At 40.5% G+C, this 21,017-nt stretch carries 13 protein-coding genes and 1 tRNA gene; 3 read left to right on the forward strand and 11 right to left on the reverse strand.

Features of this window, described 5'->3' with window-relative positions; genetic code table 11:
- The 3 genes from EQG61_RS13430 to EQG61_RS13440 all read right to left on the reverse strand — a co-directional run.
- A partial coding sequence (locus tag EQG61_RS13430) for an Ig-like domain-containing protein (protein WP_129462465.1) occupies positions 1-5,302 on the reverse strand: 5,302 nt, incomplete at its 3' end.
- A gap of 680 nt (positions 5,303-5,982) precedes the next feature.
- A tRNA-Tyr gene (locus tag EQG61_RS13435) sits at positions 5,983-6,064 on the reverse strand.
- 119 nt (positions 6,065-6,183) lie between these two features.
- Positions 6,184-7,353, reverse strand: coding sequence for a TlpA disulfide reductase family protein (locus EQG61_RS13440; protein WP_235829071.1), 1,170 nt, complete (start codon positions 7,351-7,353; stop codon positions 6,184-6,186).
- 124 nt (positions 7,354-7,477) lie between these two features.
- On the opposite strand from EQG61_RS13440, the gene EQG61_RS13445 reads away from it, so the two are divergent.
- On the forward strand, positions 7,478-9,445 hold the full coding sequence (locus tag EQG61_RS13445) for an endonuclease (protein ID WP_129462466.1): 1,968 nt from the start codon (positions 7,478-7,480) through the stop codon (positions 9,443-9,445).
- Here the strand turns inward: EQG61_RS13445 and EQG61_RS13450 are convergent, their stop codons facing one another.
- Positions 9,446-11,260: an ATP-binding protein gene (locus EQG61_RS13450; protein WP_164974944.1), complete on the reverse strand. Its 1,815-nt coding sequence runs from the start codon at positions 11,258-11,260 to the stop codon at positions 9,446-9,448.
- 363 nt (positions 11,261-11,623) lie between these two features.
- Between EQG61_RS13450 and EQG61_RS13455 the strand changes: the two genes are divergently transcribed.
- Positions 11,624-12,178, forward strand: a complete 555-nt coding sequence (locus EQG61_RS13455; protein WP_129462468.1) for a DUF6642 family protein — start codon at positions 11,624-11,626, stop codon at positions 12,176-12,178.
- A 193-nt stretch (positions 12,179-12,371) separates the two neighbouring features.
- On the opposite strand, the gene EQG61_RS13460 is transcribed toward EQG61_RS13455, so the two are convergent.
- Together EQG61_RS13460 and mnmE are read right to left on the reverse strand one after the other, a co-directional pair.
- On the reverse strand, positions 12,372-13,616 hold the full coding sequence (locus EQG61_RS13460) for a tetratricopeptide repeat protein (RefSeq protein ID WP_129462469.1): 1,245 nt from the start codon (positions 13,614-13,616) through the stop codon (positions 12,372-12,374).
- Positions 13,617-13,704: 88 nt separating this feature from the next.
- The gene (gene mnmE, locus EQG61_RS13465; RefSeq protein ID WP_129462470.1) at positions 13,705-15,102 is read right to left on the reverse strand and encodes a tRNA uridine-5-carboxymethylaminomethyl(34) synthesis GTPase MnmE; all 1,398 of its coding nucleotides are present in this window, start codon (positions 15,100-15,102) and stop codon (positions 13,705-13,707) included.
- Positions 15,103-15,388: 286 nt separating this feature from the next.
- Between mnmE and EQG61_RS13470 the strand changes: the two genes are divergently transcribed.
- Positions 15,389-16,219 carry a universal stress protein gene (locus EQG61_RS13470; protein ID WP_129462471.1) on the forward strand — a complete coding sequence of 277 codons (831 nt, stop codon included), beginning with the start codon at positions 15,389-15,391 and terminating at the stop codon, positions 16,217-16,219.
- A 46-nt stretch (positions 16,220-16,265) separates the two neighbouring features.
- On the opposite strand, the gene EQG61_RS13475 is transcribed toward EQG61_RS13470, so the two are convergent.
- The 5 genes from EQG61_RS13475 to EQG61_RS13495 form a co-directional block, all read right to left on the reverse strand.
- A complete protein-coding gene (locus tag EQG61_RS13475) occupies positions 16,266-16,952 on the reverse strand; it encodes a Lipl32 family lipoprotein (protein WP_129462472.1) in 687 nt (228 codons plus the stop codon).
- A gap of 133 nt (positions 16,953-17,085) precedes the next feature.
- Positions 17,086-18,204, reverse strand: a complete 1,119-nt coding sequence (gene dnaN, locus EQG61_RS13480; protein ID WP_129462473.1) for a DNA polymerase III subunit beta — start codon at positions 18,202-18,204, stop codon at positions 17,086-17,088.
- A gap of 63 nt (positions 18,205-18,267) precedes the next feature.
- The gene (gene gldG / locus EQG61_RS13485) at positions 18,268-19,944 is read right to left on the reverse strand and encodes a gliding motility-associated ABC transporter substrate-binding protein GldG (RefSeq protein WP_129462474.1); all 1,677 of its coding nucleotides are present in this window, start codon (positions 19,942-19,944) and stop codon (positions 18,268-18,270) included.
- Complete coding sequence (gene gldF / locus EQG61_RS13490; RefSeq protein ID WP_129462475.1) at positions 19,944-20,675, reverse strand: gliding motility-associated ABC transporter permease subunit GldF; 732 nt, start codon at positions 20,673-20,675, stop codon at positions 19,944-19,946. Before gldF ends, gldG begins: the two co-directional genes overlap by 1 nt.
- A 45-nt stretch (positions 20,676-20,720) precedes the next feature.
- The gene (locus EQG61_RS13495) at positions 20,721-21,017 is read right to left on the reverse strand and encodes a putative quinol monooxygenase (protein ID WP_129462476.1); all 297 of its coding nucleotides are present in this window, start codon (positions 21,015-21,017) and stop codon (positions 20,721-20,723) included.

Consider the following 21,017-nt stretch of genomic DNA (forward strand, 5'->3'; position numbering starts at 1 on the left):
CCAGCGGAGTCAAGTCATAGGCAAACTGCCCATCGTTTGTTCCGTCGGTATCACAGGTTTCAAACGGAATAGACGGTACGTCAGCTTGTGGCTTGGGATTCACCAAGATATTGAATGTTCCCGCTACTGAGCGACAACCTGTCGTACTGTTGGTCGCTACCACATACAACGTTTGTGGGTTGCTCGTATTTAGGTATCCATTAGGATTAGCAATCAACTGCGTAAGTGCTGCATCTTCGTAGAAACTCAAGGTATAATTGCTTAGCGGCAATGCATTGCCTGTAAGCAAGTTGGCCTCTCCCCAAGCGGTTAAGTTAAACGCCGTGATGTTATCGGTATCGTCGTCACATTCTTGGTAATCGGTCACAGGCTGTACCAAAGTCGGCAACGGATTCACCGTTAAGGCTTGTTCAACCAGTACATAACAGTGTTCGCTAAACGAGTCTATGTTCAAGTTGCTCTCCACACGAATCCATACGTTCTGATTCACGTTGGCTACCGTTGGTGTAAGAATCTCATTGGTATCCGCCACCGCATCGTTATAACTCGGGTAGTAATGCAAACTCACATTGGCTTGTCCGTTTAAGATATAAGTAGCATTCACCGTCAAGTCAAAAATCTCATAGCCATCTCCCGGACTATTCACATCACACTTCGCTGCCAAAGCCGGTGGGTTGGTGTTGGGCGTCGGTATGGGTAATACTTTCACCGTCAACGTGGAATAACTCTTACAGCCTGTTGCATTGGTCAATACCAAGAAAATCGTTTGGTTAGCCGCTATGGTATTCATAAACGCGCTAGGATTACTAATAGGTTGCGTATGCGCCGCATTCAAATAGTAGTTAACCGTTAAACCAGGGGTAGCCCCAATAAAACTCACCAAGTCAAAAGTGGTGAATTGATTATTCGGTGTGGCATCATCATCACATAATGCATATAAGGTAGGCAAACTCACAGGAGTTGCTAGGTTCACTTGTAAGTCAAACGAACCCACCGCAAAACAATGTGTTGATTTGTGCTCCACACGCACCCAAATGGTCGTCGTGCCACAAGCGGTATAGTTGGTTGTATTCACAATCGGGTTGATACCCGCTGGTGAAGCCGAAGCATCGGCCTGTGAAGTGTAATAGGTTACCGTATAATTGTTGGCAGCTGTAGTTTGTTGGGCCAAAACCGCAGGGGTCTGTGACGCTAAGTTGAAGGTCGTACACCCATCTGTAGGATTACTATCCACATCACAGTTATTTATCGTCGGCAAGTTAAACGGCTCGATAGGTGCAATGTTTACTTGTAACGTAATAGGTGCAATAGTCACACAACCTGTAGTCGGGTCTTCGGCGCGAACCCAAATGATTTGCGTAAACGGATCGTTGTTCACAAAAGGAACCGTCACATTGATTGGGTTCAACGGTGTCTGCGCATCAATCTGCGTTACGTGGTACGTAATGGTATAAAGTGTAGGCGCTCCCGAAAGCAATTGTGGGGTCAACGTACTCAAATCAAACAGACCCACACCGTCTTGATTGTCGTCACACACGGTATAGGGTGCTGTTGGTACCAAAATACTTGGCTTCGGATTCACGACTAAATCCATGGTCGTTACTACAAAACAACCCGTCGTAGTGTTGGTTAAACGAATACCAAGGGTTTGGTTGTAAGGCGGTACGTTTTGATAGGCTGCCGTATTCGTAATCGCGTTGGTATTGGCATTGGCATTAGCCAAAGTTGGATAAAACTTCACTTGAATGCCTGTTTGTCCGTTTAATATTGTTGGGAGTTGCGAATTCAAATTAAAGAATTCATAGCCTACTGGAGCGGTTGTTTCACACAATTCATATTGCGGGAAGTACCCAACGGCAGGTAACAGCGGTAGTGGGTCAACCACCAAGTTTACGGACACTACATCAAAACAACCCGTAGTATTGTTCTGCACCCGAATCCACAATGTCGTCGAGGCCGAGGCAAAAGCATTCGTTCCCGATAATACATTTTGAGGAACCAAGGCATCCGCTTGTGAGGCATAATAGGTCACCGTATGCTGTGAGGCGGCTAAACTACCCAATACCTGTGGGTTCACCACTGTATTCAAGTTGAACACCGCAATACCATCCGTGTTATCATCACATTTGTGGTAATCCGCTGGAGGCGTCGCTACTGGTTTTTTATTCACGATTAATTGTAAAGTAGTGTACGACGGACAGTTGGGTGCTGCCGGGTCAAACACACGGATATAAATCGTCTGTTGGTCGTAATCATTATTACAGAACAATTGCGTGAGCGGTATCGGATTCGAACCGGTCTGCGCATCGGTATTCGTCACATGGAAAGTAACCTGTACCGATGGATTGGTTGTAATCTCTGGAATCTTCGTAATTAAATCAAACGAACATGCCACGCCGTCGTTGTTGTCGTCACAAACGATATACGGTGTTGGGGTCGAAATCACGGGAGCAGCCACAATAGTAATCGCTTGGGTCACAGTCGTAGCACATTGTCCCGCATTCGGGGTAAAAGTATAGTTGTTACTCGCATTCGGAGTGTAGGCTGGCGACCAAACACCTGTAATTCCATTCAAAGAAGTGGTGGGTAATGGAGAAGGCAAGCCCGGACAGCGAGTCGCGGTGATATTGAACGTAGGTACAATAGAATTGTTAATTACATTCACCGTCATGGTTGTGGTGGTCGCACATTGTCCTGTATTCGGTGTAAACGTATACGTTGTTGTAGCTGTGTTATTGGGTGCAGGCGACCAGGTTCCTGTTATGCCATTATTTGAGGTCGTTGGTAAAGAAGGAAAGGTCGTGTTAATACAAATCGGTGCCACTTGGGTAAAGGTTGGGACAACAGGTGCAGTAATCGGCACGGATAAAGTAGCGGTATTGGCACACTGGCCTGCACTTGGGGTAAACGTGTAAGTCGTAGTGGCCGTATTGTTAAAGGCAGGCGACCATGTTCCTGGTATCCCGTTATTAGAAGTAGCGGGTAACGGATTAGTAGTCGTACCCGAACACAACGCACTGATAGGCGTAAAGGTTGGCGTTACCTTTGGGGTAATCACAATCTGTAAGGTCGTGGTATTCGCACATTGGGTACCACTCGGCGTAAAGGTATAGGTTGTCGTTGCCGTGTTATTTAAGGCAGGCGACCAAGTTCCGGTAATCCCGTTGTTGGATGTGGTCGGCAACGGACTCAAAACTGTGCCTGCACATACGGCAGCAACAGGAGTGAAGGTAGGCGTCACATTGGGCGTTACCGTAATGGTAAACGAATATTGATTGGCGCATTGACCGGTTGTAGGGGTAAAGGTGTAGGTGGTAACACCTGTAGTCCCCGTTTGTATCGAAGCAGGTGACCAAGTACCCGTAATTCCGTTATTCGAAGTGGTGGGTAATAAAGGTTGTGTTACGACAAAATCTTCACAAAAAGTTTGATTCCCTTGACTAAAGATTGGCGTTCCCGTGGAATTGATCGCTACCGTTAATGTCGTACTCGTGGCACAAGCACTGTTAATCGGGGTAAAGGTATAGGTCGTTGTTGCAAACAAATTAGGGGCTTGATCCCATGTTCCCTGAATACCATTATTGGAGGTAGTCGGCAATGTAAAAGACGTTCCTGCACACAAGGGTCCAATGGGGGTAAAGGTAGGCGTTGCCTGAGGCGTTATAGTGACATTCAAAGTCTGCGGATTCGCACATGGAAACAAAACAGAATCAGGAGTAAATGTATACGACCCTGAAGTGTTTGGGTTAATGGTGGCCGGACTCCAGGTTCCACTTATTCCGTTTGGTGATGTAGTGGCTAATGTCGGTACCGCACTGCCTTGACAGATCGAACCAATAGCAGGGAAGTTCGGGTTGGTAAATGTCGCACAAGGTGTATTACACGTCACGGTCATGGGCGACACACAGGCCACTCCATTCGCTTGTAAAGTGAACGTCACCGAAGTCCCCGGACTCAATCCCGTTACCGTATAGTTCGACGGTGCTACCCAAGTACCCGTTACAGGAGCACCTCCGGCAACGGTATAGGTATAGGTAAAATTCGTTTGCCCCACATTACTAAAATCAAAGTTGATAGAAGTTGGTGTGGTATTCGGACTCGCCATATCACAGAATAAGTTCAATGAAGGTCCGGTATTGGCTACATTTACTACAATCGGTACACGGTTGCTTTCACATCCCGCAATCGTCTGACTCACATAATACGTAAACGTGCCTAAGGTAGCAGTAGAAGGGGTCGGGGCTACCGCTGAAGCCGTTCCTCCTGTAGCATTAGTTCCATACCAGTTTAAGGTTCCCCCCGCACTAGGTGTGGCTACCAAAGGCGTCGCCACGGCATTCTGACAGTAATTCACGGGAGTGGTTACTGTTGGATCAGCTACGGTTGTAAAGTTGATCGTCACTGTAGAAGTAATCGCTAAACCACAAATGTTGGTCGCGGTCAACGTTAAAGTAACCGAAGAACCCGTTGTGGGTAAGGTGTAGGAAGTAGTGAGACTCGTAGGGTTGGTAAACGTTCCACCCGGTGCTGTCCACTGCACCGATTGTTGGCCTTGTGCCGTACCCGTAAGGTTAATCGAAGCGCCACGACAAGCGGTTTGGGTAGTACCCGCATTCACCGTGAAAGGTTGTACTGGAGCCAAACAGCCATTGTTCACATAGGTTGGAACACCTGCAGGCGTAAAGTTAACAGCTGCACCATCTTGACTGGTCAAGGGTCCGCCATAGCCGCCCGTATTGTTAATCAATAAACTGCGTTCGTAAGTAACCGTATCCGCACACGTTCCGCCAAAAGACATGACTAAGGTTCGTGTTCCCGGTATGGTATTGTAATTGGCAAAATGGCCACCGATATTCGCGGTATTATTTTGAAAGATCATGTACACGGTTGTTGTCAGTGTAGCAAACGAATTAAACGTCACATTCACATTCTGACTGGTAACCAACAGTACTGTCGCATTGGCTGGCAGTACACCACCCGTAGGCTGAAGAATTTGGCCACAGTTACCCGCGGTTGCGATACTGGCATTTAATTGTGCCACAATATTAGCTGTAGTGGCATTTTGAATAACGCCTCCCCATGGATTGTTCGGCCAAGTAACGTTTAAATTGGCGGTATTTAAGGGGTTCGGACCCACTTTGAAGCGCACCATTTCATTGAAGCCTTCCTCGTTGGTAGGATTGGTAGGGGAACAAGCGTCCACTAAAATACTCTCAATTTCAAAACATTGCCCATAGGAGGTACCCGCAAAGAGTACGGTTAGAGTAAGTACCACTAGGCGCAAATAATTTCGTAAAATCATGTGTTTCCGTTTTTTAAAGGGTCACAAAGTTACATAAAATAACGGCTTTGCCCTCGGTTGTAGATTAATTTTTCATTAGGATTTAAAGAGAACAAGTCAACAACACAAAACCCTAATCAGAGTAGTGGGAAACAGAGAAAGTCGCAGTCGCAGTCACAGTATTCAGAGGGAATTGTGTGGATTGACATTTGCAGTAATTCAGAAGCTTAGTAGCTTAGCATCTTAGTGGATATAAAAAGTTTCAGGTTTTAGTGTATAAAGTTTAAAAGTGGAAAAGGTTTATGATACCTTGTAAGTTAACGATATCAATTACTCAGAAGCTTAGCGTCTTAGCGTCTCAGCAGCTTCTCTCCCCCTTTGGGGGTTTTGGGGCTTCCCATCCTGAGCGCTACGCGCTGAAAATAAAACACATAAAAAAAATCGCTCAAGTGAACTTGGCAGTGGTTTAAGAATCACATTTTACGAATCCAGGATTGGCTTCGCCCATCCTGAGCGCTACGCGCTGAAAATAAAACACATAAAAAAATCGCTCAAGTGAACTTGGCAGTGGTTTAAGAATCACATTTTACGAATCCAGGATTGGCTTCGCCCATCCTGAGCGCTACGCGCTGAAAATAAAACACAAAAAAAAAATCGCTCAAGTGAACTTGGCGATTTTTTTTTTGTGTTTTATTTATTCGTGGGGAGAGCAGGATTCGAACCTGCGAAGGTGTAACCAGCAGATTTACAGTCTGCCCTCGTTGGCCGCTTGAGTATCTCCCCAACGCTTTAAGCGGTTGCAAATATAACAACACTTTTGGGCTTTCCAAATCTATTTTTCTAAAAAAAATAGGTCGCTTGGCTAACTCTTTGAAAAACAGTAAATCATTTGTGAAAATAAATTAATGCAATAGGGATGCCACTTTCGCGCGCAAAGCTTCTCCAGTGAGTCCGCGGGCTATAATATTTCCTTCTGCGTCTAGCAAAAAGGTGGTCGGAATTTCTTCGATATTATACAATCGTGCAATAGGATCTTTCCAACCTTTTAAATTGGATACTTGGGGCCAAGTAATTTTGTCTTTAACAATAGCAGCTTTCCATTTGGCAACATCATCATCCAAGGAAACACCCAAAATATTAAAACCTTTGGCATGATAATCAGCATACAATTTTACCACATTTGGATTCTCTTTTCGGCAAGGAGGACACCAAGATGCCCAAAAATCCAATAAAGTAATTTTACCTAGAGCTGATTTTAAAGTAACTACTTTGCCATCGGGGGATTTGCCCTCAAAATCAGGTGCTTTAGTAGTATTTGATTCGGTAGATAAAGAAGCGTTGGAGGGTGTAGCTACTTGAGTAGTTTCTTTACGGGAGTTTTCTACTTCTTTTAATTTTTGTTCTAATTCTTTTCCAATGCGACATTCCTTTAATTTGCTGGGTAACTTTTTAAAAGCACTATTAATTTGAACAAAAGAGGTGTCTCCATTCATCAATCGTTGCTGTAATAAAAATACAGACATGAAATGGTCCGGGTTTTTTAAAGGATAAGTATTCAAAAAGTCAAATTTCTTTTTATTCAAAGTCATTGCCTGATCCAATAATTGATCTACGATTACCGTATCTTTGGCCTTTACCGCTTTTATATATTTATCTTTGTTTTTGTTTTGGAAAGCATACAAATCCGTATCAAACTTCAGTAATGATTCATTTAATTTTTGAAGTTGGTCGTTATAAGGTGTGCCACCCACTTTGGGATAGTCAGTAGCTTTGTCTGGAAAGTGAACATTAATAGTTCCAGGTTCCATGATTACAGAGACAGAACTGTTTATTTTCTCTACAGAAATCGAATATAAGTCTAAGTTTTCTACACTTCCCTCAAAAGAAAAAGTTCCATTTGTAACCGCTGTGGAATCTATTGTTTTTAATTCGCCCATTGCATTCTCATTACGTAAAAAGGCCATGGCACCGTCATTTTTTTTATCAATAGTACAATTAATGGTGTAGGAATCTGAATTTCCACATGAAGTAAAAAGTACTGTAAATATTCCGATTAAAAATATTTTTTTCATAGCATCTAAATAAATTATTGACTCCAAAATTACTTCTAATTTCCATTGTATCCTTGCTAATTAAGGTTTATTTAAGTCGGAACTTCTAAAATTCAGTGTATCTTTGTGTTAGAATTATACGAAAATGACAAACCGAATCTTAGGAATCGTAGCCTTGTTATGGGGCTGCTTTTCCCATGCCCAAATTGTAATCAATGAACTTGATGCAGATACCCCAAGTACCGACGTCAAAGAGTTTGTGGAGTTAAAATCTACGTCTGCCAACATGCCTTTGGACGGCTATTGTTTGGTATTTTTTAACGGTGGCTCTGGAACATCGAATGTGAGTTATTTGGCCATTGACCTTGACGGAATGGTGACCGATGTCAACGGTATATTGTTGATTGGTAACTCTCAAGTAACCCCCGCACCGGCGTATGTAATTCCTAATACTTCCATTCAAAATGGACCCGATGTAGTGGCGATATACCAAGCCAATGCTAGTGATTTTCCTTTGAATACGGCGGCTACAACTACAGGACTTATTAATGCATTAGCCTATTCCAATGCAGCAACAACCACACCTTCTGCAATTATGACCGCTTTGGGATTAACTGTTTGTGTAAATGAGAGTCTTAACCAAAATGCGGCTAATCAATCGATGCAACGCAACAATGATGGGACGTTTTCAGTCACTACACCAACACCCGGTATGAATAATGATGGGAGTGGAATTATATTGAATGGCATAACCATTACCGCAACACCGGCACCCATTACTGAAGGGCAAACACTTTCTGTTACTTTTACTACGGCAAGTCCTGTTTCGGGTAGTGCTTTAAATGTGAGTTTTACCATGAACAATGGTAGTTTCACTTTATCCGATTACAGTGGTACTTCCTCCATCTCAATTCCTGTAGGGAGTTCGTCCGCTACGACCAATCTTTTAATTGTAGATGATACGAACAACGAAGGTGATGAAGAATTAAAAATTAAAGTAAATTCGGTTCCCTCAGGATATGTGTTGAATAACAACAGTATTGTGGTGCGTGTGAATGATAATGATTACATCGTATCACCTTGGGGAACACCATTAAATCCAACCTATGGAATTGTTACGCCAACCATTCCCAGTGGCTATTACGATAGTCTAGAAGGATTGTCTGGAGCCGCACTAAAGCAAGCTTTACAAGATATTATTGCGAATCCTAATGTGGTTCATGCCCACAATTATGGGGATATTGCTGATATATTACTAGAAGCCGACCGTAATCCTTTAAATGGGAGTCAGATTTGGATGATGTACGTTGAAAGTCCGCGCTCCAAAATCGATTACCAAACAGGAAACAGTAATATCGGGGTTTGGAATCGCGAACATATTTGGCCCCAATCCCGCGGCGGATTTGCAGATGCTACCTCTTCAATTCCAGATGGAATCAATGTATGGTTGCCAACAGGACCCGATGATATTATTGCTGGACACGCCGATGCGCATCATTTACGGGCAGAAGACGGTTCAGAAAACACCACCCGAAGCAATCGCGATTATGGTTCTGATTACAACGGGCCAGCAGGAAATAGTGGAAGTTGGAAAGGCGACGTTTCTCGCGCCTTGTTTTATATGGCTGTTCGCTACAACGGACTTAATCTCGTGAATGGAAATCCGGTCGATACAACCGTAGGGCAGATGGGTGATTTGGCATCGTTGCTCACTTGGAATCACACGGATCCCGCTGACGACTTTGAAATGCACCGCAACAATTACATTTATACGTGGCAATACAATCGCAATCCCTTTATCGATTATCCGTTATTGGCCGATTATATTTTTGGAAGTCATTTTGGCGAACCCTGGTCGTTTGCCTTACAACAAAATACATTTGATTCTCAAGCTGTAAAAGTATACCCCAATCCGGCTACCGATCGAATCACCATTCAGGGAATTACCCAAACGGCTCAAATTTCTATTTGTGATGTTGCTGGAAAAGAAGTGTATACGAATACGATTCAAAATGATCAAGCGATTGATTTCAGCGGATTTCAATCGGGAATTTATATAGTAAAAATCCTTTCCGATTCGCAAAACAAAGCATTCAAAATCGTAAAACAATAATTAGACAAAATACACGGTGAAAGTAGTCCCTTTGTGGGGCTCACTTTCCACGGTGATTTTACCACCCATAGCTTCGATTTGGTTTTTGGTAATGAATAAACCCAATCCTTTGGCATCGGCATTTTTATGAAAGGTTTTGTACATGCCAAACATATTGTGCCCGTGTTTCTTTAAATCGATTCCGATACCGTTATCGCTGACACTTAATTTTTTCAATACGGCATTGTATTCGATTTTTACAATAGGTACGCGATCATGGGAAGCGTATTTAATCGCATTGGAAACCAAATTCAACAATATACTTTCCAAATAGGCTGCATTGTAAAATACCGTAGCGTTTGAGTCTACATCAACAAATAGCGTGGTGTCTTTTTGAAGGATTTGTTCATTCAATACATGAAGGGTAGAATCAATGAACACTTTTAAGTTCAACTCTTCCCGTTGAAGTCCGATATTGGATTGAATATTCACCACTTCGTTCAAATTGGTCATCGTGTCTTGTAAAGAAAGTGACACTTTACGAAGCATCTCCATGAGTTCTAATTTTTCCTCCTCCGTTTCGGCTTCATCCATTAAATTGGAAATGGATTTGATGTTGCTCGAATGGGAACGCAAGTTATGTGAAACGATATAGGAGAAATTCAGCAAGCGTTTGTTTTGCTCATTGACTAGGTCAAATGAATTGCGTAAATCTTCCTCAGTTGTTTTTTTGGCATCGATGTCTTCAATGATTAAAATATATTTTTGGGCTTCTATTTCATTACTCCAAATTGGAGCAACTAACAAGTTGATCCAGATTCGTTTGCCATTTTTGGTTTGTAATTGAATCTCGGTGTTAAATTCCTCTTGTTCTTTAGAAAGTAGGCGTTGCAATCCTTGTTTAAACGCTTCATAATCTTCTGGACTGAGTAATCGATCTAAGCTACGTGTTTTTAATTCATCCTCGGTATATTCCGAGATTTTAGAAAAATGAGCATTGGATTCTAGAAAGATATTGGAATTCACATCAGCTTTGGCAATACCTACCGGAGCTTGTTCAAATAAGGTTTTGAATTTGATTTCGTTTTCTACCAATATTTTCGCTTGTTCCAAAATCAGAATGTGCTGTTCCGCCGGCTTTTTCATCATGGAATACACCCATAAACCAAAGATGAGGCAAAGCAATGTTCCTAAAATTAAGGAAGTATAGACTTGATAAATGGCATTGTTGGAATGACGGGATATCAAATACAAATTCCAATTGCCTTCGGGTATTGTTACACTTCGGTAGTACTTATTACTAAAATCGGCTTTTTCCTTTAAATAGAAGGTTTCTTTACCTGTTTTGGGGTCGGTTTTAGAGAATTGAAAGTAGTATTTGGTGTCGTCTATCGAACCGATACCAGAAGCTTTAAGTAAGGTATTCATGCGAATAACGACGGCAGAAAACCCCCAGAACTTATTTTTTTTGTACACGGGTAATCTTCCTACTACGCCGACGCCCCCTTGTTTTAATTCAAGCGGACCCGCAAAATAAAAGTTTTTGGTTTTAAGGGAGACAAATGCCTCTTGTTTGGTGTTTTTGGAGGCAAGAATATTATAGTTTAACGCCGCTTCGTTGCCTTTTAAGGGATAAATATATTTAATGGTACCATTTGGAACCAATTGAACAGCATCAATAGAAGGATTAGATTCTACCAATTGTTTACCCACTTTTTCAAAATCTTCAGGTTGCCCATTATCATTGATGGTTAAGGCTAAGGTGAGGGTAGTGGTATAGCTGTTTTTATAAATTTGCGCCATGTTGCGTTGCACCACATTGAGGATATTTGACATTTCGCGGTGTTCATTTTCACGAATAATCTTATATCGTAGTGAAATAGCAAAATAGACAAAGGGCATTAAAAATAGAAAGGCCAATATACCCGCAAGCCTCGGTTTTTGGGCAAACCAGGCGGAAAAACGTTGGGCAAAATTTGTATTGTGCGTTGAATTCATAAAGGGCATATCATCATGCTTATCGATAAATGTACGAAAAAAAACGATGAATGGTGTTAAATTTTTTATTTTGTACTAAAAATACAGGTTTTGTCGAAACAATCTATAGGTGAAATTACTTGATTTTTAACCTTCTAATCTTTTAAATTTTACAACTATTTTTTTTTGAGTTTTGGTATTTTTGGGTTCGAAATTACATTCATGGAAGCAATCAAAGTCTATTGTTTAGAAGTTATTCCTGACCTGAGTTCGGCGAACACCAGTTCGATTCCCTATTCACTCGAGCAATTGGCACTGCAAGGCGGAGTTTCCAATGTGTATGCCACTTGTGATAGTATGGAAGGTTTGGAAGCTCAATTGGAGACGTTGCTGTATGAAGATCGCCAATTTAAGGACTACACCTTGTTGTATTTTGTGGTGGAAGGTGCTGAAGATTATATGGAAATTGACGGCTATACGTATGGACTGGGGGAATTAGCTGAACTGTTTGAAGGAAAATTACGCGGAAAGCACGTGCATTTTGCGAATACCAAAACCTTGGATTTGGATACGGCGGATAGTCAGTATTTTTTGGATGTCACGGGTGCCCAATCCCTTTCGGGTTATACCCGTTCCATGCCTATTTTAAGTACGCCCTTGGATTGCCAGTTTTTTGCCTTAGCGGCAGATTATGATGATGTGCGGGAATGGACCGAAGCCTTGTACCAAAAGCATTATGCCCAATGCAAGACGTTGGGGTTTACACTCTATTATTAAAGCAAAAAATGTCAATTTACTTTGACCGGCCCGGGTGGAAGCGGCATCCCCCGATTCCTATCGGGGATATAGCGGACGACCGGAAGTTGCCGGCCAAATATAACTTGTCAATACAGAAATTATAACTTTGCCAATTAATAATGGGTTTTGATCGTTTGAGTTACAAACAATGTACAATTTAAAATTAGTAGTTTTATTTACAATATTTATTTATTAATTCAATTGCCTTTTCATCACCTAACTCTTTTGCTTTGTTAAAGTCACTACAAGCATTATTTGTTTGATTAATTAAAAGTTTAACTCTTGCTCTTTGTAAGTAATATAAACTATTTAATGGATTGATTTCTATTGCTTTTGTGAAGTCGAAAATTGTTCCATTATAGTCTTTTAACTTTAGTCTAGAAATACCTCTACTGTAGTATGCATCATAATCATTAGGGTTAATTTCAATAGTCTTTGTATAATCTTCTATTGCTCCTAGAAAGTCATTTAACATATACTTAGCGACACCTCTATTTCGGTATGCATCTTCATAATTTGAGTTTAACTCAATTGCTTTTGTATTATCTTCTATTGCTCCTTTAAAGTCTTTTAACTCAAATTTAGAAATAGCTCTATTATTGTATGCTTCACTATTATTTGGGTTAATTTCAATAGTCTTTGTAAAATCTTCTATTGCTCCATAAAAGTCTTTTAACTTAACCTTAGAAAAACCTCTATTATTGTATGCTTTATCGAAAATAGGGTTTAACTCAATTGCTTTGGTACAATCATCTATTGTGCCTAAATAATCTTTTAACTTTAGTTTAGAAATACCCCTATTGTAGTAGGCTTCATCATAATTAGGGTTTAACTCAATTGCTTTAGTATAATCTTTTATTGCTCCATAAAAGTCTTTTAACTTAACCTTAGAAAAACCTCTATTATTGTATGCTTTATCGAAATTAGGATTTAACTCAATTGCTTTAGTATAGTCTTCTATTGCTCCTGTAAAGTCTTTTAATTCATCCTTAGAAAAACCTCTATTATAGTAGGCTTGATTGAAATTAGGTTTTAACTCAATAGCTTTTGTAAAATCAGCTATTGCGCCTAAATAATCTTTTAATTTATATTTGGAAATGCCCCTATTGAAGTAGGCTTCATCGAAATTAGGGTAAAACTCAATTGCTTTTGTATAATCTTCAATTGCACCTTTGAAGTCTTTCAACTCAAATTTAGAAGCGCCTCTTTTATTGTATGCTTCATCAAAATTAGGGCTTAATACGATAGCTTTCGTGTAGTCTGAAATAGCTCCATTATAGTCTTTTTTACAAAACTTTGAATTTCCAGATTCTAAATACTCGTCTGGAGTTTGGCTGTGAAGTGTTGAAAATATTGATAAAAATAAAAGGCAACTGTATATTTTAATGTAACTGTAGATATGATTGTAGATCGGCATATTTTAAATTATAGATGTATCAAATCTATTAATTTTTTCATTAATATAAAATGTTCAGTTATGACTGAATAACAGTGATTTAGTTAATTTACTTCCCAATACAGAAATTCGCGAAGATATTGCCTAAAAGTTCGTCGTTGGTCACTTCGCCCGTAATTTCTCCAAAATAGTACAACGCCTCCCGAATATCGATAGCGACCAAGTCGGAGGGCACCTGACTCTCCATACCCCATTTCACTTTTTGAATGGCTTCCAAGGCTTTGAGTAAGGCATCGTAGTGGCGGCTATTGGTGACTATGGTTTCGTTGTTGCGCAGTGCGCCGGTATTGACCAAGGCATACAATTCGTTTTTCAATTCGTGTACACCTTCTTGGTTTTTAGCGGATAACAAGATGCGTTTTACATCCAGTGTTTCTAGTTGGGATTGGATTTCTTGCAACTGCTGCTCGGTGACCAAATCGATTTTATTTAGAACGACCACCACTTGTTTTTGAGGGTATTTGTTCTTGATTTTTTCAATTTCGGTGCGGTATTGTTGTCCGTCAGCATGGAACTTCGCACTTTCAAACAGGTAAAGCACCACTTGCGCTTGTTCGATTTTCTCGAAGGTTTTTTGAATTCCGATGCTTTCCACATAGTCGGCTGTTTCGCGAATTCCGGCCGTATCGATAAACCGGAAACCGATGCCGTTGATATTCATTTCGTCTTCGATGGTATCGCGTGTTGTTCCCGCGATATCCGAAACGATGGCGCGTTCTTCATTGAGTAGTGCATTAAGCAACGTTGATTTCCCTACATTGGGTTCGCCCACAATCGCTACCGGAATTCCGTTTTTAATAACATTCCCCACCGCAAAGGAATCGATGAGTCGTTTGAGAACAAACTCGATGCGATTCAGTAAGTCGGTAAACTGACTGCGGTCGGCAAATTCGACATCCTCTTCTGCGAAATCCAGTTCGAGTTCGATCAACGAGGCAAAATTCAACAATTCTTCCCGGAGACGGTGAATTTCGCTACTAAATCCGCCACGCATTTGTTGCATGGCAATTTGATGCGAGGCTTCATTGTCAGAAGCAATCAAATCAGCCACAGCTTCGGCTTGGGATAAATCCAATTTACCATTAAGAAAAGCGCGAAGGGTAAACTCGCCCGCTTGTGCCATACGGCAACCTTTTCGAAGTAATAATTGAATGATTTGTTGTTGGATAAAGGTCGAACCGTGACACGAGATTTCGACTACATTTTCACCCGTATACGAATTGGGGTTTTTGAATACGGATACCAGGACTTGGTCCACTACTTTGGCTCCGTCCACGATAGTGCCAAGATGGATGGTATGCGTTTTTTGATTCCGTAAATCTTTCCCTTTGACGGATTCAAAAACAGCTGCAGCGATGTCAATGGCTTCTTTTCCTGAGATACGAATGATGGCTACAGCTCCGGCTCCAGTGGGCGTTGCCAAAGCAACTATGGTATCGTGGTGCATGGATTTTTTTTGCAAAGATAGGGAAAAGGGGAAACTTTTTTATAGCCGCTAAGTTGCTGAGCTACTGAGATGCTGAGCCACTAAGCTACTGAGCTACTAAGCTACTGAGCCACTAAGCTACTGAGAAATTCTAAAAGGGAGTTTATTTGGAAACAACTTGAAACTTTAAACTTGAAACTTTTTAGTCATATAAATCCCTGTTATTTCTTTGTTAATATGAGCATTATCATATTTTATAAGTAAAAATGGAGCTAACTTTATAGTACACATTTAAACACGCACTCCCATGAAAAAGATTGTAGTTCCCACCGATTTTTCTGATGTCGCTCAAAACGCTTTGGTGTATGCGTTGGAGTTGGCTAAAACTTTTGAAGCTGAGATTTTCTTGGTGCATACGTATACGTTACCGATTGTAGAACATCAATTTGCTCCACAGAACTACCAAGTTTTATTCGATTCCTTGGAATGGACAAATTTCGAACTATTTAAGCAAGAGATGCCAGCTATACATGCTCTGGCAGAAACCCATAAAGCAGAACATATCCGGATTACTCCAGTTGTGATGGATGGTGATTTGTTATTTAATTTGAAAGAGTTCATTGCGAATGAAAAGGCCGACTTTGTTGTGATGGGCACTTCGGGAACGAGTGGATGGAAGGAATATTTTTTAGGCAGTAATACTGCTGAAGCCATAACAAATTTAAACGTTCCAGTAATGAGTGTACCTGTTACTGCTCGCTATGACGGAATAAATACCCTTGGATTTACTACGCGATTTCGAGAAAAAGATAAAGACGCTTTGGATCAAGTCATTGCGATTGCCAAAGGATTGCATGCTCAGGTTCATTGTTTGTATGTAGAAACCAAAGATACCGACAATACACCGGCTACGTATGAAGATTGGAAGGACCATTATCGTCATGATCCGGTGGCATTTCACATTATTCCTAATGAAAATATTGAGGAGACAATTACCGATTTTATCATGAGTGAATCAATAGATGTAATGGCGATGCTAACTTACAAGCGCAATTTCTTTGCCCAACTATTTTTAGAGTCCGTAACCGAGAAAATGGTGAATCATGCGAGCATTCCCATTTTGGCCTTACATGAATAAAAAAAGCCGCTTTTTGAAGCGGCTTTTTAGTTTATAACAGGAAGAATTATTTTTTTGCAGCAGCGGCTAAATCTTCTGGTTTTGTGGCTACAGCAACACCGGGTAATGCAACAGGAGCACCTAATTGAGCTAGGAAACTACCTTGTACTTCTCCTGTTTTGTAGGTTGTAAATCCGATACGATACAAGCCCATAACTAACGATTTTGTTGGGTTACTTGGATCGCTTGTAATACGCATTAACGAATTGTATTTACTTCCTGACGGTTGAGCTGGCATTTCGCTTGAATCATCATTGGATTCAATAGTTGTCCATTTTGCCGTTTTGGCTTTGGCAGCTACATCTTCCAATTTCAAAATACCTTCAGCACGTTCAAAGGTTACCCAAGTATCAAAATAACTGCTTCGTTCTGCATTGGCTGTAAAATCTGCTGATACATAATCTTTATCCGTTGGTTTTGCATTTTCAGGAGCGGGTGAAATCATGCGCACACCGATTTCTGGAGCGGCAATTGGAATCCACACGTACAAATAGTACATTTTTTTTCCTCCTTTTACTTCATCCGGTTTAGAACCGGGTTTGATGTACCCATAGTAGCTAATTAAATCGGTGTAAGGAACACGGATTTCTTTACCCATTACTGATTTTTTGGCCAGGTCAGCGCCAAATTTGTCTAACTTTTGTGCTTGTGCGGATAAGCCAATCATCACGCAAAGTGCAAGTAATTTTTTCATGTTTGTTTAAATTAGATTAGTACCTACTCTTTTATAGGTTTTCGGTTACGCCTTGTCAATCAAATATATTAATTTTTGGCATAAAAAAAACCACTCGGGTAAGGAGTGGTTGTTTTTTTATAAATAGTCGCTTTTAGTTGTTCAACATAACTGGCATCACCAACATGGTTACGCTTTCCCCTTCATCCAAACCATCAACCGGAGTTAAAATACCGGCACGATTCGGCATTGACATTTCCAATTGGATTTCATCCGACTGTAAATTGGTCAACATCTCAGACAAAAAGCGGGAGTTGAAGCCAATTTGCATATCGTCTCCTTGGTAATCACAGGTCAAACGCTCTTCAGCTTTGTTGCTGTAATCGATATCTTCAGCAGAAATATTCAATTCGGCACCAGCAATTTTTAAACGAATTTGGTGGGTCGTTTTATTCGAGAAAATAGCCACACGACGCACCGAACTAAAGAACTGCGTACGGTCAATGATCAATTTATTCGGATTTTCTTTTGGAATTACCGCTTCATAGTTGGGGTATTTCCCATCGATTAAACGACAAGTCAATACATAATTTTCAAAAGAGAAAGTCGCATTAGAATCGTTGTATTCGATTTTCACTTCAGCATCCGAAGTCCCTAAGATATTCTTTAAAATATTCAAAGGTTTTTTGGGCATGATGAAATCAGCTACTTGTGAAGCTTTTACATCCGTGCGTGCATATTTTACCAATTTGTGGGCATCGGTTGCTACAAAAATTAATCCTTCTGGAGAGAATTGGAAGAAAACACCACTCATCACCGGACGTAAATCATCGTTTCCAGCGGCAAAAATTGTTTTGCTAATAGCTGTAGCTAATACTTCAGCAGGAACCAGGGTAGAAGAGGGGTCTTCCAATTGTACCGATTTAGGGAATTCTTCTCCCGGTGCATAAGCGATGGCATATTTTCCAGAATTGGAACTAATTTCGATCGTATTGTTTTCTTCTACAGTGAATGTTAGGGGTTGCTCAGGAAATGTTTTTAAGATATCCAATAACAACTTGGCAGGAACTGCGACACTTCCGTTATCTGTCGATTCAATTTCAAGCGTTGCTGACATCGTCGTTTCAAGATCAGATGCCGAAACGGTCAATGCTTTTTTATTTAATTCAAAAAGGAAATTATCTAAAATGGGCAAGGTATTGCTACTGTTGATCACACTACCTAAAACCTGAAGTTGTTTGAGTAAATACGAACTCGATACAATGAATTTCATTTCTATTTATTTTTTACAAATATATCGTAAAGATGCAGATTTCAAAAAGTTTTTTTATTAACACTAGCGGGCAAAACGGCGCTTGCGTAAGAAAGTAAACAAGAATCCAAAAACCCCTAAAATCAATAAAGGAAGGGCAACTGTAATGATTTGAGAACTCGTATAGTTTTCTTTCACTTTATTTGGGTCCAATAATGCCAAATGCACTTCTTTGGTTCGGATGTTGATAAGTCCGTTGTCATCCAACAAATAATTGACACAGTTCAGCATAAATTCTTTGTTGGCATACATTTTACCCGTCCATTTGTCGTAACCCAATTCCATCGGTTGGAAATCCTTGTCCAATTGATTTTTGACAATATCACCATCGCCAATCACAATCATTTTCCCCGGTTTTCCTGTAGGCTTAAAAGAAGGGTCTTTAAAAGGCAATACGCGGTTTTCAAATACCGAATGGAAATTACCTTCTAATAAAACCGCCAGCGGAATATTTCCATAACCTTTGGGGAAATCTTTGGGTTCGGGTCGTTCAGCCACCATATTTAAATTCACGGGAAGCGGTGTACCAATCGCTTTTGAATATTGGGAAGAATGAAGTAAAATCGTTTTCTTTACATCATTTTGTAAAATTTCGATAGGATTACAGAAATCAAACTTGATCATGTCCAAATTATTCACAATCGGATGTTTGGAATCGGAATAGACTGCGGGAGAAAACAACCACGGATATTGATTATATTGGGTAGCATTCCCTTCTTGACCTGTAGCCAAAGTAATGGGGCAAGCCAAGACATCTTTCACTAAATCACGTTTGAATCGCACCCCATATTTAAAGAACATATCGTCCAAATTCAAATCTCTTGGAAACGCCAAGCCTTCGCCTGTACGCATCAAACTGTCCATTTCAATATTCACTTGATCGAGCATCCAAATGGATTTTCCTCCATTAACCACAAACTGATCCAAGACTTCTTTTTCTGCATCAGTGAAGGCCTCAGTGGGTTTTGCAATGACCGCCAAATCGTATTTCTGCAATTCTTTTAATGTAGCATTGGGGTTTTTGGCCACAGAATCCAACGTAAAGGGTCCGATGAAATAATTCTCTTTGATGTTGCGCAAGAAATCACCCATTTGCAATTCATGCAATTCGCCATTCCCTTTAATCACTGCAATCTTCTTCTGACGTTTGGTAGTAATCGTATTGAATCCGTTGGCAAACGCATATTCCAAGTGTTGGACCGAACTCTCGACTTTTTGTGCTGTCGAAGCGCCCATCATGTTTTTCAACAAGGGAACTTTGGTGCTGCGATCGCCATAAGTTACCACCGCCCATGGAAAAACGAGTTCTTCGGTTTGTTTTCCTTTGTCGTTAAGCGTCACATTGATGGGAGTTAATCCGCGTTCATAAAACTGTTGAATGGTTTTGTCGCGGGTGGCATCATCTTCCAACGGATTAACAAATTGGAAAACAATATTCGGATTTTGCGCTTTAAATTCCTCTAATAATTGTTGGGTTTCTGTTTGCAATTTTTTGAATTCACCCGGAAAGCTTCCTTCTAAAAAGACATCCACATACAGCGGTTTGTCAATTTTTTGTAAAATGAGATCGGAAGTCTCGGAAAGGGTATAGCGATGATCCGAAGTAAGGTCAAAGCGTTTGAATACCAGATTTCCGGCAATGTTCAAAGCTACTATGGCAACTAAAGTGGCTCCTAAAAATTTAAAATTCAACTTTTTCATTACGATTTCAAGGCTTTAAGTTGTTGCACAGTCAGGGTCAAAAAGAAAAAGGAAACACTCACAAAATAAAGGACATCACGGGTGTCGATAACGCCGCGCCCCATACTTTTAAAATGGTATTCCATACCGATGCGGGAAACGTAATCACGACCATCTTTTAAAAAATCAAGACTGGACAATCCTTCAAATCCGTAATAAAATAAGAAGCACAAAAATACCGACACGATAAAGGCCACAATTTGATTTTCGGAAAGTGTTGAAGTGAATATACCGATGGAGGCATAACTCGCTATTAAAAAGAGCAAGCCGAAATACGAACCGAGGGTATTGCCCAAGTCGATCGGACTGTCTTTCATGCTCAAATCGGAAATGGTGTACACGTAAATTAGAGTAGGCAGGATGGCCATCACAATTAAAACGACGGCACCTAAAAACTTCCCATTCACAATTTGCCATAAACTCAACGGTTTGGTCATCAATAATTCGATAGTTCCTTGTTTCTTTTCATCGGAAAAACTGCGCATGGTCACGGCAGGAATTAAAAAGAGTAAAATCCAGGGAGCCAAAGTGAAAAAGGGCGTCATGTCAGCAAACCCGCTATTTAATATGTTGAATTCTCCTTCAAAAACCCAAAGGAAAAGTCCGTTGAGTAACAAGAAAATAGCAATCACCAAATAACCAATAGGTGAGCCAAAGAAGGATTTAATTTCTCTAAAAAGAATCGATTTCATGAATAATTAGGGAGTTTAGTTTAAAGTAAACGCCAACTTTTAATTTTATTGCAAACTTACTAATTTATCGACACTCCACGCTTGGGGTTTGTCGTTGAATAATTTTTTGGTGAATGTCCAAATTTCATCAAACAAAGCCGAATTGCGGTAGTTGTCCAAATCCGCTTCCGAATCCCAGTAACTGTAAGTGAAAAACACACACGGGTTGTGCTTGTCTTGATACAATTCTAACAATTGGTTGCCAGGTGAATTGCGAATGTGTGTTTTCATCAATTCGAAATTTTCTAGAAATGCAGGGATGTTTTCTTCGTGAAACGATAATTTGACAATGCGTATTAACAT

It is taken from the genome of Flavobacterium stagni (genome assembly GCF_004122105.1).
GTDB classification, from domain to species: domain Bacteria; phylum Bacteroidota; class Bacteroidia; order Flavobacteriales; family Flavobacteriaceae; genus Flavobacterium; species Flavobacterium stagni.